Here is a 13512-nt window from a genome sequence, read left to right as displayed (position 1 = left end):
CCACATGGCCCGTTCGATCCAAGTCGTATGCAAGCGACACTCTCAGTGGCGTCGCGGGTAAAGCCGGAAACGCGACTAAGACCCCGTCCAAGTACCGGGCTCACTTTGTTACGCGATCAAGCAACCAACGCTGCTTCAGCTGTTGCAGGCGCCCATCACGGTTCATCTCGTCGAACGCGTTCTGCCAGCGCGCAACCAGGTGGGCGTCCGTCTGTGGGGAAAAGGCGATATAGGCGCCCTGCGTCATCAGTGGCCATTGGTAGTGCAGTTCGTCAGGTTTGAGCCCGGCCTCATGAGCCAGCGAGGCGATGGTGAGCGTATCCGCGACGATCAGATCTGTTCGCCCCAGGCGTAGCAATCGCATCATCTGCTCGGGGGTTTCCACGCCGTACAAATTACTCATCCCCTGTTTTTTCAGGTAATCGTAAGCCAGCCATTTACGCGGCAGTGCGATTCGGCCGACGGCACTGGCGTCTTGCAGGCTATGCAACGGCGGTGCTTTTCCAGATCCCGCATAGAGTGCCGTTTCGACGTCCAGCAATGGGCCTACCCATTGGTAGTGCGACTCGCGTTCGGCAGTACGCAGTACGGTAAAAACTGCCGTGTCCGAGCCCGTGCCAGCGACTTGCAAGGCCCTAAGCAAGGGCGTCTGTTCAATATGCACATGATCGCCGGTTATCTCTGCGAGAGCGTGCACCACGTCAACGCCAAACCCCACCAACTCATCGCCGCGCTGAAAATGCAAGGGTGGATGGTTATCGGTCAGCATGCGCAGATCCGCTGCGGTAGCCGAGAAAGCAAGGAAAGACAGCAGGCAGCAGCCGAGCACCCGTCTCATGAATCGACCTCAACGTAAGGGGCATCCAGTGTATGACAGCCCTGCTCCAGATGTCTCGGTGGGCACTTGGGCGGCTTAAGCATCTGCAAACGACAAACTCGGCAGGGGCGTGTTCGGTTTTATTGAGCCGTATCAGTTCCCCTCTGGCCGTGATGCTCTAGGCTGCCCTTGAGCCCTTGCCGTTTGCGGGGCGTTCAGGAGTTTTTATGCCAACATCCCCGGTTCAGGTCACCATCAATGGAGAACTGATCGAAACCAGCGCCCTGCGTTCGATCCTGGAAGCCGTTATCGACTCGGGACAACCGCTTATCGACGCGGTCGGCTGCATGGGCCAAGGCGTCTGTGGCTCGTGCCGGGTGCTGATCCGGCGCGCCGGCGAACGGGAGGTCAGCACCGCCCTGGCCTGCGAAACCCGGGTCGAGCAGGGTTTGCAGATCAGCTTCCTCGACCATCTGCCCATGAACCGGCACCACACCTACAACCTCCATGACTGGGATGACACCTGGAACATCTCGGAGCGCATTGCCGCCACCTTTCCCGAAGCCAGCCATTGCCGGCACTGCGGCGGTTGCGACCGCGCCTGCCCCAAGGGCCTGGAGGTGCAGAAAGGCGTCAACCTGGCCGCCGTCGGGGATCTGTCAGCGAGCCAGGTATTCGACGAATGCATCATGTGCAACCTGTGCACCATCGCCTGCCCCGAGCATATTTCGCCGAACCATCTGGGCCTCTACATACGCCGGATGTCAGCGTCCGTCGGCTTTCGACCGGCGGACCTGATGCAGCGCCTGAGCCAGATCAATCGCGGCGTGATGAACGTCGACCCCAACGTAACGCTGGAATAAGGAACACAGCATGTCCGGTATTCCTTATCCGCAAGCCCTGGCCCATCTGCGCGCCAGCGCTTGCGAGCCCGCCTCTGAAGCTTTCGATAAACAGGCACTGCTGCACGCCTTCCACCCGGACTATCGGGTGGGGGCCAATACGCCGCTGCAGGTGGGCGTGAATCGCGGGGACCATTGCCCACGCGAACTGACGGACCGCCTGCACAGCAATGCGCAAATTGATGACGCGGCCCTGGCCGGTGCCCCGGTGGTCAATACCGGCGTGCTGATTATCGGCGGCGGCGGTGCCGGTTGCGCGGCGGCGCTGACCGCCGTGGAGCACGGTGCCCATGTCATCCTCGCGACCAAGCTGCGCCTGGGCGACAGCAATACGGTGATGGCCGAGGGCGGTATACAGGCGGCCGTCGGCGAGGACGACAGCCCCCAGATTCACTTTGAAGACACCCTGCGCGCCGGCCACCTCTGTGCCGATCGAACGCTGGCGGCGCGCCTCGCCCAGTCGGGGCCGGAGACTATCCGCTGGCTGATCGAGCGCGGCATGCACTTCGATCTCGCCGAGGGCGGCCTGATCGGTGGCAAGCTGTTGCGCAAGAAGCCCGGCGGTGCCAGCCGTGCGCGCATCCTCTCGTTCAAGGACTACACGGGTCTGGAGATGATGCGGGTGCTGCGCGAGGCGGTGGAGCTGGAAGAGCGGGTGAGCGTGTGGAACCGCTGCCCTCTGGTCGAGCTGCTCTCCGATGAAAGCGGCACCTGCGTGGGCGGCGTACTCTACAACCTGGAACGACACAGCTTCATCCTCGTGCGCGCCAGCCGCGTGATACTCGCCACGGGCGGCGCCGGGCGCCTGCACCTCAATGGCTTCCCCACTTCCAACCATTATGGCGCTACCGCCGACGGCTTGATCCTGGCCTATCGTCTTGGCGCTCGCCTGCGCGAAATCGATTCTTTCCAGTATCACCCCACCGGATTGGCCTGGCCGTCGCATCGTGTCGGCGGGCTGGTTTCCGAAGCCGCGCGCTCGGCCGGCGCCTATCTGGTGAACGGCCTGGGGCAGCGTTTCATCCCCGAACTGCAAACCCGCGATGTGGTGTCCGCCGCGATCCTCAAGGAATGCGCCGAAGGCCGTGGCGTCGAGCGTGACGGGCAACTGGGCGTCTTGCTCGATACCCCCGGGCTGGAGCGCCGCCATCCGGGGATTCTCAAGGAACGCCTGGTGAGCCTGGGACATGTCGCGGCCCAGTGCGGTATCGATCCGGCCGTGGAACCGCTGATCGTCCGGCCGACCCTGCATTATCAAAACGGTGGCGTGGCCATCAACGAGAACGGCGAGACCTCGGTACGCGGGCTGTACTGCGTCGGCGAAATCAGCGGCGGCATCCATGGCCGCAATCGCATGATGGGCAACGCCCTGGCAGAGATCATCACCTTCGGACGCCGGGCTGGAGAGCACGCGGCCCACACCGCCGACCCTACGCCCGCGCCGAAGGTCGGCCTGTCCCATGTGTACGACTGGCAACGCCAGTTGATCGCCGCCGGCTTGCCGCTGGACGTCTACGGCCCCGAGCTGTTCCCCGGGTACGGCAACTTCGACCTGCGCCGGCACAGTGCCGTGCCCCACCGGGCCAAGGGTGCACTGCCGACCACTCACGCCGACTCGCTGCCTTACTGAGATGCCTGAGATGAAGACTCAACTCGTATTACTCGCCCCCGCCGTACAAGTGGGCGCCGACCTCGATGCCTGGTTCGCCCAGGGCGGCGGTGAAGGCTTGCGCGCCGCACTCAGCCATCCGAGCGGCATCCTCCCGACCCTGGCCGAAGCAGACCTGCGCGGCCTGGGTGGCGCCGGTTTCCCCACCCATCGCAAGTGGGCCGCCGTGGCGGAGCAGCCCGCGGAGCTGGAAAAGTATGTCCTGTGCAACGGTAACGAGGATGAGCCAGGCACCTTCAAGGATCGCGAGCTACTGGAAAAGTCGCCGCATCAGGTGATCGAGGGCGCATTGATTGCCGCGCTGGCCACAGGGGCCAATCACGTTTACCTCTACGTCAACCCGCACCAGCACAACGCAGTGGCCGTTGTGCGTCAGGCCGTCGAGCAATGGCGGGGCTGCGCCCTCCTGGCCGAAGTCGCCCGGCAGCAGAATCGCCCGATCGACCTTGCGGTGGTGGAAAGCTCGGGCCTGTATATCGGCGGCGAAGAAACCGCGGTGATCGCCAGTGTCGAAGGGGGCTTCCCCTTCCCCCGGCAGAAACCGCCCTACCCCGCGCAAAGTGGCGTGCATGGCCAACCGACGCTGATCAACAACATCGAAACCCTGGCCCATGTTGCCCACATCCTGCGCCATGGCGCCGCCTGGTACCGAAACCTGGGCCTGGGTGACGCCTGCGGGACCAAGCTCTACTCGCTCTCCGGGGACGTACTCAGGCCAGGCCTGTACGAGCTACCGATGGGCACCTCGTTGCGCACGCTGATTTTCCAGCACGGTGGTGGCATGTTGTGCGAACGCGCCTTCAAGGCGGTATTCACCGGCGGTCCTTCCAATACCCTGCTGGGCGCGGAGGACCTGGATGTGCCCCTGGACTTCGATACGCTCAAGGCCCGGGGTTCAAGCCTGGGGACCGGGGCCATGATCGTGATTTCGGAGGGCACCAGCATCGTGCGCAAGGTGGCGGAGTACGTCGACTTCTTTGCGGCGGGCTCCTGCGGCCAGTGCCCGCCGTGTAAAGCCGGGACTTATCAACTCTCGCGGTTGCTGCGGCGAATCGATACCGGTATGGGCCTGCCCGATGACCTGAAGGCACTGGAGAGTCTCTGCCATCTGCTTCCGGGCAGCGGCCGCTGTGGCCTGATCGATGGCGCGGCAACGGTGGTGCTCAGCTCCCTGAAGCAATTTCGCAACGAATACGCCGCTCAAGTCATTGCCGTGGGTTGATGACCTGCAATCACCCTTCACTCGCATTCAGCCCCGGTATTATTAGGAACTCGATCGTGCGTAATCTCTGGACATTTCTGCTGCCACCTTGCGTTGCCCTGGTGCTCGCCCTCCTGCCGGCACCGGCCGGATTGGCCCCCCATGCCTGGTATTTTTTCGCCCTGTTCGCCGGGGTGGTCGTCGGCCTGATCTTCGAACCGCTGCCGGGCGCCGTGATTGGCCTGATCGGAGTCGCGGTCGCGGCAGTGCTGGCCCCCTGGGTGCTGTTCAGTCCGGAACAACTGGCCAGCCCAGGCTTCAAGGTGCCTGCGGAGGCCTTGAAATGGGGCCTGTCGGGTTTCGCGAACAACACGGTCTGGTTGATCTTCAGCGCCTTCATGTTTGCCCTGGGCTATGAGAAGACCGGGCTGGGGCGGCGGATTGCATTGCTGCTGGTCAAGCGCATGGGCCGCAAGACCCTGACCCTGGGCTATGCCGTCATGCTCGCGGACCTGGTGCTGGCGCCCTTTACCCCGTCCAACACCGCTCGTAGTGGCGGGACCATCTACCCGGTGATTCGCAACCTGCCCGGACTCTACGACTCCAAGCCGAACGACCCCAGCGCCCGGCGCATCGGTTCCTATCTGATGTGGGTTGCCATCGCCTCCACCTGTGTCACCAGCTCACTGTTCATGACCGCATTGGCGCCCAACCTGCTGGCCTCGGCCCTGATCGAAAAAATCGCCGGCGTGCATATTTCCTGGGGCCAGTGGTTTATCGCCGCCGCACCGGTCGGCCTGCTGTTACTGGCAGTGCTGCCCTTGCTGGCGTACTGGCTGTATCCGCCGCAGATCAAGAGCAACGAAGAAGTGCCGGCCTGGGCGGCCCGCGAACTGATAGATCTGGGCCCACTGTCACGCCGCGAAAAGATCCTGTTGGCGTTGGTGGTGAGTGCGCTCGGACTGTGGATATTCGCGGGGGATTGGCTCGACCCCGCCCTGGTGGGCATCCTGGTCATCGTGTTGATGCTTCTGACCCAGGTCATCACTTGGGATGACGCACTGGGCAACAAGGCCGCCTGGAACACCTTCGCCTGGTTCGCCACCCTGGTGGCCCTGGCCGACGGGCTGACACGGGTGGGCTTTGTGCCGTGGTTTGGTCAATTCGTCGCGGCCCACCTGAATGGATTTTCTCCAAACGTTGCCATGATGCTGCTGGTGGTGGTGTTTTATCTGGCCCATTACCTGTTTGCCAGCTCCACCGCCCACACCACCGCGCTGCTGCCGGTGATGCTGGCGGCCGGGATGGGGGTGAGCGGCATCGATCTGCAAGCCTTCGCGCTGCTGCTGGGCACGTCGCTGGGGCTGATGGGCATCATCACACCCTATGGCACGGGGCCGAGCCCGGTCTACTACGGCAGTGGTTATCTGCCCAGTGCCGATTACTGGCGCCTGGGCTCTATCTTCGGCGGGTTGTTTCTTATTCTGCTGCTGGGCCTGGGTGCGCCTTGGATTCTTGCGCTGTCCTAGAGTCGCTGACTATTTGGCGGTGGTCGCACCTGCGGACCAGATTATTGCCTGCGCAACGATCACCTGCTGCCCATTGAAAGTGACTGCAGGAGAACCATGCAGCACGTACCCCATGCTCAAGGCGTCACTGACGCGGTGGCAAAAGGCGGCGTCATCGGGGCCAGTCAGTACTCGATAAATGGGAAGTCCTTCTGGGGGTCGGCTCATAGATCAATTTCCTTCGATAATGGGTGGAGTTTCCCTGGCACACGGGGTTGGCATTGTTCACCAGAGCGATAACAGACTGTTCGATCTACCGTGATTTATAACGCATTTTCGCCCCAGTAGAGTGATTCCCATGTCACCCACCAGCACGAATCACACAGGGAAGCACTCATGAATCCACACACCACTTCGGTTAAAACAGCCATCGTCTACCACTCGGGCTATGGCCATACCGCGCGTATGGCAACCGCCATCGCTGAAGGCGCCGGCCCCGGCGCTGTGCTCGTTGCAATCGACGCCGAGGGGAATGTTGCCGAGGATGCCTGGCAAGTTCTCGCCGGCGCAGATGCCATCCTGTTTGGTTCGCCGACCTACATGGGAGGTCCTAGCTGGCAGTTCAAGAGATTCGCGGACGCCTCCTCGAAGATCTGGTTTGAGGGCGGATGGCAAAACAAGATCTTTGGCGGCTTCACCAACAGCGCCAGTATCAACGGCGACAAACTCAATACCCTTGAATACTTCTTCCTGCTCTCCGGGCAGCACGCTGGCATCTGGGTGGGTATGGATATCAAGCCGGCGAACGTCAAGGCTTCGAAGCGCGATGACCTGAATCGCATGGGCTCCTATATCGCTCCGATGGCGCAGACACCTGCCGATGCTTCCCCTGAAGAGATGTCGCCAGGGGATCTGGAGACAGCACGCCTCTATGGCGCGCGTGTCGCTTTGATTGCCGGATACTTGCGATCCGGAAAATCTCAGAGTGCCTGAAATCCAAGCCCCTCCGGTTGGGGACGGACGAAGAGGTTCGCCTCGCTATTGCAGATGCGGCCTCAGCACATCTTCGACCCATTTCATGAATACCCGGACCCGGCGCGACAGATTGCTCCGATGTGCGACGACGAGGGACACGGGCAGCGCTCGGCGACGCAAATCGGGGAGGATCTCTACCAGTGATCCGCTCTCCAAATATTGGCCGATCCCCAAGAGCGGTGCCTGAATCAGGCCAAGGCCGGCGAGGGCCGCCGCTTCGTAGGTCTGCGCGCTGTTGAGGTGTAGCGCACCTGGCAACTGAAGCGTCGCGTGGCTGTCGCCGTCCGGATATTCCCATCCATAGGGTCTTGCACCCAACATCGTCGAAAAATGAATGATCTGATGTCCCTGACGCTGGAGATCTTCCAGCGTTCGAGGGACACCATAGCGCGCCAGATAGGCGGGACTGGCGGCGTTGACCATGGGCAACTGGCCCAGTGGACGGGCAATCAGCGTCTCGTCCCTTATGGGTCCAAGCCGCAAGACACAGTCAAACCCTTCTTGCACCAGATCGACCTGCCGATCCGTACTCGACACCTCCAACTCCAACTCGGGATAAGTCGCCATGAAGGCCGGCAAGGCCGGTACGATAGTGGCGCGCGCCACCTCGGTCGGGAAATCGACCCGTAAACGCCCGCGAAGTGTCACGCGATCATCCGCGAACATCGAGTGCAGGTCATCGACATCAGCAAGCAGATCGCGGGCACGGGCATGAAATGCGCGTCCATCCTCCGTCAACTGCACGCTGCGCGTCGTCCGGTGCAGGAGCCTGACACCCATCTCCTCCTCCAGCTTGCGGACCACCGTCGAGGCCCTGCCCTTTTGGATACCCAGGCTATCGGCCGCGCGAGTGAAGCTGCCCATTTCCGCCACGGTTATGAATATGAGGAGGGGTTCGAGATTCTGCATGTTCGGGCCTCGGAATTGTTCACCACAGAGAGAACAGTACGTTCACTTTGTCAGTGCTTATAACATCCCGGAGACACAGTAAGCTTCGAAACTGGATAACCCCAGCGGAGAAAGACAAGTGTCCGAAACGATGAATCTGCATCATGTGCCTGAAACCATGACCTCGCATCGCGCCCTGTGGGTCGGCCGGATCGTGAGCGCGTTGGTCGTTATCGCCCTGGTGGCAGACGGCACCGTTCAGCTTTTCGCGCCGGCACAGATCGCGAGCCTGTTGCAGGAAACCGGGTTCGCGATGGACCTGACCCGCGTGGTAGGTCCGATCGTACTCGCCTGCGCCCTCCTTTACGCCATCCCGGCCACCACCGTCCTCGGCGCGATCCTGGTGACGGGCTTTTTGGGAGGGGCCATCTGCGCCCATGTCCGCATGGGTGAGTTGGGGTCGCCGCCGGAAATCATTTCCCTGCTTCTGGGCGCCATGGCCTGGGGCGGCCTCTACGCGCGCGATCCCCGTATCCGGGCCATTCTGCCTATCCGCTGAACCGGGCGGCGCAGACAGCGCATCGGTTGTTAAGCGCCATTGCCCCCTTGGCGCCGGAGTACAACATGGGTGGCTTTCTCCGATGCGACGAACTGAACGCATTCGTATCCCAGGGCGCGCGCGTCAACCCCCTCGAACAATCGCTCTCCCCCGCCCAGCAGGACCGGCGAAATAGCGATGTGCAGCTCATCGATCAGGCCGGCACGAAGATATTGCCGGATCGTGTCAGGCCCACCACCAATGCGCACATCCATTCCGTTGGCGGCATCGCGCGCCTGCTCAAGCGCCTCGTGAATACCGCCGGTGACAAAGTAGAACGTCGTTCCGCCTTCCATATGGATGGGCGCGCGCGGGTGATGAGTCAAGATGAACGTTGGAACGTGATAGGGCGGGTTGTCTCCCCACCAGCCTTTCCAGTTCATGTCGGGCCAGGGGCCGCGAATCGGTCCGAACATGTTTCTTCCAAGAATCCAGGCACCCACGTTCTTGAAGCTCCGCGCAGCGAAGTCGTCATCGATCCCCGTTGTGCCGCCCTCGGCGCCAAACAGGGTGCGCTGGAAGGTGCGTGTTGGGATTAACCACTGGTGCAAATCTGTCCCGCCCACGCCGAGCGGATGATTCAACTCCTGATTCGGGCCCGCTCCGTATCCGTCAAGCGAGATAGTGAAACCCGCAACTCGGACGCGTGTCATGTTCATGCCTCCTTTCGATTGACGCCTAGCTCTCTGTTTCGACAGCCATTCTGCTGTATAGCTCCGACTGCTCTGTATAACAGTCCGCAGAAAAACTCACGGGGAACGGCTCCCGGTTTGGTATGGCATAAGCATAGTTGAGAAGGATCGGGAGGTTGTAATGACGGTAGGGTCTCCCTACCCTTTCGCAGAGACTTACGACCCAGTACCTTTTCTTCTGCCTCCACGCATGCCTATACCTGGCCCAAGTTGACTGGATGTGTTCAGTTTCTGATTGGCTGGGTCAAAGGCAAAACTCACTTCCACTCTAAAATCACTCCCGCAGCCGCTCCTTCTCGAGGACTGGTAAACGCCACGATCCCGAGTGCCACATTCACTCGATGAGCCAGGCGTCCGATACCTCACTGCTTATTCAGGCCCAACCATGAAACTGACCAGTAACGCCTTTGATGACAACGCCGCCATCCCGGGGGAATACGCCTTTGCTGTTCCGAACGCGCAGAGCCACTACACACTCTCGAGCAACCGCAACCCACATCTGGCGTGGACAGAAGTCCCGGAGCATACTCAATCGTTTGTTCTGATATGCCACGACCCAGACGTCCCGAGTGTGGGCGATGATGTGAATCAGGAAGGTAAAGTCATTGCCGCGTCCTTGCCGCGCGTCGATTTTTACCATTGGCTCTTGATCGATATTCCTGCCAACCAGCGGGAAATTACCGAAGGGAGTCATAGCAACGGCATCACCCCCCGAGGCAAAAACGGTCCGCAAACCGGCGATGGCCAACGCCATGGCCTCAATGACTACACCGCCTGGTTTGCATCGGACCCACAAATGTCCGGCGAGTACTACGGGTACGATGGCCCATGCCCGCCGTGGAATGACGAGCGGCTGCACCACTACGTGTTCACTGTCTACGCTTTGGACGTGCCCAGCCTCGTGATATCGGGCCCGGTTAACGGCGCGAATATTCTGGATGCACTGCAAGGGCATGTACTGGCCAAGGCCAGCCTTACGGGCACCTACACCCTCAACATGGACCTGTGATTTTGCGGCCAACTTCAGGAACCACACCCTCACCATGGATCGGCCTGAGCCTGTGACTGCCCCGCAACCGGACGACGCCCGCTGGCTGCTGCCATCGGGCGCCCCCCTGCAAGCGCAAGCACCATGCATGCTGGCCAGGCCGCGCCTGATGGGTCCTCAGCACGCTACCAACTTCCGCTTTTTTGAAGCGACGTTGCTGGTCGTGACATCAGGCCATTTGACACTGGACAGTGGTGAACGTACCTGGGAGTTGGCTGATCCCCGTACCTTGATGGCCGTGGCCAAAAACGCCATCACGGATATTCAAAAAACACCGGATAAAAACAGTTCGACGTTTGCTTCTCTGTTTTTGACGTTCGCACCGGGCCTGATCACTGAGTTTCACCAGCGCTATGGGCACAACGTCACGGCCTCATCCACGGTCACTGAATGCAAGACGGCGGAACTGGACGAAGACTTGAATGATGCACTGCAGTTTTGCATTCGAGGAATCGACTCACGAACCGTTTCGGAGGCGCAACAGACAAATCGGTTGATGGGACTTCTGTTGGCATTGCAGGAGCGGAATATTGTATTCCTCCGTCCTTCAATCCCTGGGCTGGCGGAGCGATTAACCCAGTTACTGGCCAAGGCTCCGGACAAACACTGGACAGCGGCACAGGTAGGTCGCGAATTAGCCGTCAGTGAAGCCACCTTGAGGCGACGCCTCGCGGAAGAAGGCGTCAGCTTCAGCGCAGTGCTGACCGAGATTAGAATGCATCACGCGATGATGCTGTTACAGACGACGCATTTCAGCATTTCGCAAATAGCCGACGCCTGCGGGTATCGCGCAATCTCGAGATTTTCAATGCGTTTCAAAAGCCGCTTTGGTTTCTCTCCTGTACGGTAGGAAAGAAACGGATGGCCCCACCGTTTTCGTTCATTCGGATCATGGCAGAAGCGAAACCAGGCGAGGCTCGATGGAGGTCTCAAGCACCTCCAGCAGCGCCAGTGTCACCGGAAGCTTGAAACGCCGTGGACCCGCGCTCCCTGGGTTGAGATACAAGGTTTCATCACGCCATTGAATGAGAGGCTTGTGCGAGTGGCCGGTGATTACCAGCTTTATGCCCTCATCCAGAGCTGTTGGAACATCGGCGATGTCATGCACGAGCAGGGTCCGCCATCCGCTCAGGTCGAGCCGCAGAAGGTCCGGCAGATGGGCTGCCCAGGGTGCGTCCTGGTCGTTATTACCGCGCACAACGAACAGTGGAGCGATAGCGGCCAGGTGCTCAAGCACCTCAGGCTTACCGATGTCGCCGGCGTGAATGATTTTTTCACAGCCCTTCAGGGCAGCAAGGGCCTCGGGACGGAGAAGGCCGTGAGTATCGGAAATCACTCCAACTTTCATGCAGGGCACCGTGAGGGCTGGAAGTGGTCAGCGAGTGTACCCACAAGTGCCTCGGGCAGAGCAATGTATCGAAATCACGGTCACCTGTTGCGACAAAGCGAGCCGGTGGCGCATTCGGCCAACCTGGCGGTTCAACTTCTCGCTATCTCCGGTATGGCGTCTGCAATGGAGATACGGCCCAAGCCCAACTTCACCAGCTCCTTACGCAGCAGCGAGCGCTCAAGCACCGCCATTCCGGCCTGCCATTCGATCGGCAGCAAATGACTCAACTTCTGTTGGCTGACCAAGGGCTCAGCCAGAAAGTAGCTCTTGCACTCGCGGATGCTGATGACGTTCAACAGCCAATCTCTACCCTGCGCCGCCAGCCAGTGAGCAATCGTTGAGCGATGCGTTCGGATCAGCGCACTGGCATCCCACACCGCCATCTGCGCGAAAACCTGCGGCAGGTTGCTATCGACTTTCAGCCGCTTCATATCAACCGCCAACGCGCCAATCAGGTCTGACTCGATAGTCGCTTGGCACTCGGAGAAATACCGCTCAGGCCAGTCCGCAGCCAGTTTCGCCCGCCGTGCGAGGACCTCATAAGCCCGGATATCCGATTGGGTGGTCAACTGCCCGGTGAAATTCAGGGTATTGTCCAGAATCGCCGTGGCCAGCAACGCAGCACTTTTTTTGCTGATCCGCGGCAACAACCCCGTCGCTTCCCAACGCTGAAAAACCTGAGTCGCTGCTGCTCCGATCTGCAGAATCTCCGCACCAGATCCAAGCTTCTGCGCCCAATAGTTTTCAAAACCAGGGTGGTGGTCAATGACTTCCACCACCTGATCAAGCACCACCACCGGGTCAAAATGGTGGTAGTCGGAGACATCCACCAACACGAACTCATCACCCGCTCTCGGCCGATAATCGTCCAGAGAGGATTGCCATCCGAGCACGGTCCTGGAGATGCTGGCATTGAGCGGGGCACTACTGACGGCCCGAGCATCGACGCCCTGTTGATTCAACAGCTCGGCGTACGCAATGCAACAGGCATACGCGTCGATGTCCAGGTACGCCGACCCGGAGGTCACCACCCTCATGACACGTGAGCCACAGCGTGAGCTGCCGAGACAGTCGAAGACAACTTCAGCGCGTGGGCCATACCCTCCAGAATCCGCTCATAGCCGAACTGACACTGTTCTTCGTCGATGGAAATACGTACTGTGGCTCCGGCGACCCGGTCGGGATATCCCAGCTGTGTGACCGTGTTGGATAGGCTGAGTGTCTTGTCCGAACACGCCGACCCTGCGGTTATGTAGATCGACTGCGTGTTCAAGGCTGACTGTAGTTTTTTTGTATTCACTCCCGGCGATGCAATAAAGCTCACGCACGGTACACGCGGTGCTTGCTCACCGATCACGACCACCTCGCCCAGCATCGCTTGCAGCGTACGTTCAAACGCTTCCCGACTGCGTTGTGCCGCGGCTTTTGCGGAGCAGCATTTCTGCTGTTTCTCCTGCAACGCGGTTTCAATCGAAAGAACACCCGGGTAATTCTGCGTACCACCGCGCAACCCGCCTTCCTGGCCGCCACCAACAATCAACGGCGACAATCCGTAGCGATCTCTGGCGTACAGAAAACCGGCACCGGGTATTGGAGCCACTGTTGAAAATCAAGCAGTCGGCACCCGCACCCACCACTATCAGATTTATCCATGATCTGACAAAACATCGACATCGGCTTTCCTTAAAATCCATTGTCCATAGTTAAAACAGCGTATTAGCGTGCCGAATTACTTTGTCACGTTCTTTTTCGGCAGACAAAACT

Annotated in this window: 15 protein-coding genes; 8 read left to right on the top strand and 7 right to left on the bottom strand. The window is 60.2% G+C overall.

Annotation, left to right across the window (positions count from 1 at the left end):
- Window positions 1-100: 100 nt before the first annotated feature.
- Window positions 101-838, bottom strand: coding sequence for a transporter substrate-binding domain-containing protein (locus M5C01_RS29580; RefSeq protein WP_152741958.1), 738 nt, complete (start codon window positions 836-838; stop codon window positions 101-103).
- Window positions 839-1044: 206 nt separating this feature from the next.
- On the opposite strand from M5C01_RS29580, the gene M5C01_RS29575 reads away from it, so the two are divergent.
- Genes M5C01_RS29575 through M5C01_RS29560 form a run of 4 tightly spaced genes read left to right on the top strand, consistent with a single transcriptional unit; the run spans window position 1045 to window position 6118 of the window.
- Window positions 1045-1680, top strand: coding sequence for a 4Fe-4S dicluster domain-containing protein (locus M5C01_RS29575; RefSeq protein ID WP_103498897.1), 636 nt, complete (start codon window positions 1045-1047; stop codon window positions 1678-1680).
- A gap of 10 nt (window positions 1681-1690) precedes the next feature.
- On the top strand, window positions 1691-3349 hold the full coding sequence (locus M5C01_RS29570; RefSeq protein WP_152741959.1) for an FAD-binding protein: 1659 nt from the start codon (window positions 1691-1693) through the stop codon (window positions 3347-3349).
- Between the two features lie 10 nt (window positions 3350-3359).
- Window positions 3360-4610: an NADH-ubiquinone oxidoreductase-F iron-sulfur binding region domain-containing protein gene (locus tag M5C01_RS29565; RefSeq protein WP_152741960.1), complete on the top strand. Its 1251-nt coding sequence runs from the start codon at window positions 3360-3362 to the stop codon at window positions 4608-4610.
- A gap of 56 nt (window positions 4611-4666) precedes the next feature.
- Window positions 4667-6118: an anion permease gene (locus tag M5C01_RS29560; protein WP_103498894.1), complete on the top strand. Its 1452-nt coding sequence runs from the start codon at window positions 4667-4669 to the stop codon at window positions 6116-6118.
- A gap of 9 nt (window positions 6119-6127) precedes the next feature.
- Here the strand turns inward: M5C01_RS29560 and M5C01_RS29555 are convergent, their stop codons facing one another.
- A complete protein-coding gene (locus tag M5C01_RS29555; RefSeq protein ID WP_152741962.1) occupies window positions 6128-6325 on the bottom strand; it encodes a DUF1737 domain-containing protein in 198 nt (65 codons plus the stop codon).
- Between the two features lie 168 nt (window positions 6326-6493).
- Between M5C01_RS29555 and M5C01_RS29550 the strand changes: the two genes are divergently transcribed.
- Window positions 6494-7090 carry a flavodoxin family protein gene (locus tag M5C01_RS29550; protein ID WP_152741963.1) on the top strand — a complete coding sequence of 199 codons (597 nt, stop codon included), beginning with the start codon at window positions 6494-6496 and terminating at the stop codon, window positions 7088-7090.
- 45 nt (window positions 7091-7135) lie between these two features.
- On the opposite strand, the gene M5C01_RS29545 is transcribed toward M5C01_RS29550, so the two are convergent.
- Complete coding sequence (locus M5C01_RS29545; RefSeq protein ID WP_152741964.1) at window positions 7136-8041, bottom strand: LysR family transcriptional regulator; 906 nt, start codon at window positions 8039-8041, stop codon at window positions 7136-7138.
- A 118-nt stretch (window positions 8042-8159) separates the two neighbouring features.
- Here M5C01_RS29545 and M5C01_RS29540 point away from each other — a divergent pair, with 118 nt between their 5' ends.
- Window positions 8160-8579, top strand: a complete 420-nt coding sequence (locus tag M5C01_RS29540) for a DoxX family protein (protein ID WP_178130013.1) — start codon at window positions 8160-8162, stop codon at window positions 8577-8579.
- Between the two features lie 29 nt (window positions 8580-8608).
- Here M5C01_RS29540 and M5C01_RS29535 read toward each other — a convergent pair whose 3' ends face one another.
- A complete protein-coding gene (locus M5C01_RS29535; RefSeq protein ID WP_152741965.1) occupies window positions 8609-9271 on the bottom strand; it encodes a dihydrofolate reductase family protein in 663 nt (220 codons plus the stop codon).
- Window positions 9272-9695: 424 nt separating this feature from the next.
- On the opposite strand from M5C01_RS29535, the gene M5C01_RS29530 reads away from it, so the two are divergent.
- Together M5C01_RS29530 and M5C01_RS29525 are read left to right on the top strand one after the other, a co-directional pair.
- Window positions 9696-10319 carry a YbhB/YbcL family Raf kinase inhibitor-like protein gene (locus M5C01_RS29530; RefSeq protein WP_152741966.1) on the top strand — a complete coding sequence of 208 codons (624 nt, stop codon included), beginning with the start codon at window positions 9696-9698 and terminating at the stop codon, window positions 10317-10319.
- A 34-nt stretch (window positions 10320-10353) separates the two neighbouring features.
- On the top strand, window positions 10354-11208 hold the full coding sequence (locus M5C01_RS29525) for a helix-turn-helix transcriptional regulator (protein WP_178130014.1): 855 nt from the start codon (window positions 10354-10356) through the stop codon (window positions 11206-11208).
- A 39-nt stretch (window positions 11209-11247) separates the two neighbouring features.
- Here M5C01_RS29525 and M5C01_RS29520 read toward each other — a convergent pair whose 3' ends face one another.
- The 3 genes from M5C01_RS29520 to M5C01_RS29510 all read right to left on the bottom strand — a co-directional run bounded on the left by M5C01_RS29520 (window position 11248) and on the right by M5C01_RS29510 (window position 13348).
- A complete protein-coding gene (locus M5C01_RS29520; RefSeq protein ID WP_103499748.1) occupies window positions 11248-11706 on the bottom strand; it encodes a metallophosphoesterase family protein in 459 nt (152 codons plus the stop codon).
- A 131-nt stretch (window positions 11707-11837) separates the two neighbouring features.
- Window positions 11838-12785 (bottom strand): DHH family protein, encoded by a 948-nt coding sequence (locus M5C01_RS29515; protein WP_152741968.1) that lies wholly within the window; start codon window positions 12783-12785, stop codon window positions 11838-11840.
- The gene (locus tag M5C01_RS29510) at window positions 12782-13348 is read right to left on the bottom strand and encodes an aminotransferase class V-fold PLP-dependent enzyme (RefSeq protein ID WP_255916953.1); all 567 of its coding nucleotides are present in this window, start codon (window positions 13346-13348) and stop codon (window positions 12782-12784) included. Before M5C01_RS29510 ends, M5C01_RS29515 begins: the two co-directional genes overlap by 4 nt.
- Window positions 13349-13512 lie beyond the last annotated feature (164 nt).

The organism is Pseudomonas sp. MWU12-2319, from assembly GCF_023242525.1.
Classification (GTDB): domain Bacteria; phylum Pseudomonadota; class Gammaproteobacteria; order Pseudomonadales; family Pseudomonadaceae; genus Aquipseudomonas; species Aquipseudomonas gingeri_D.
Note: the sequence above shows the minus strand (reverse complement) of the source record. Positions and strands in the feature narration are given on the sequence as shown.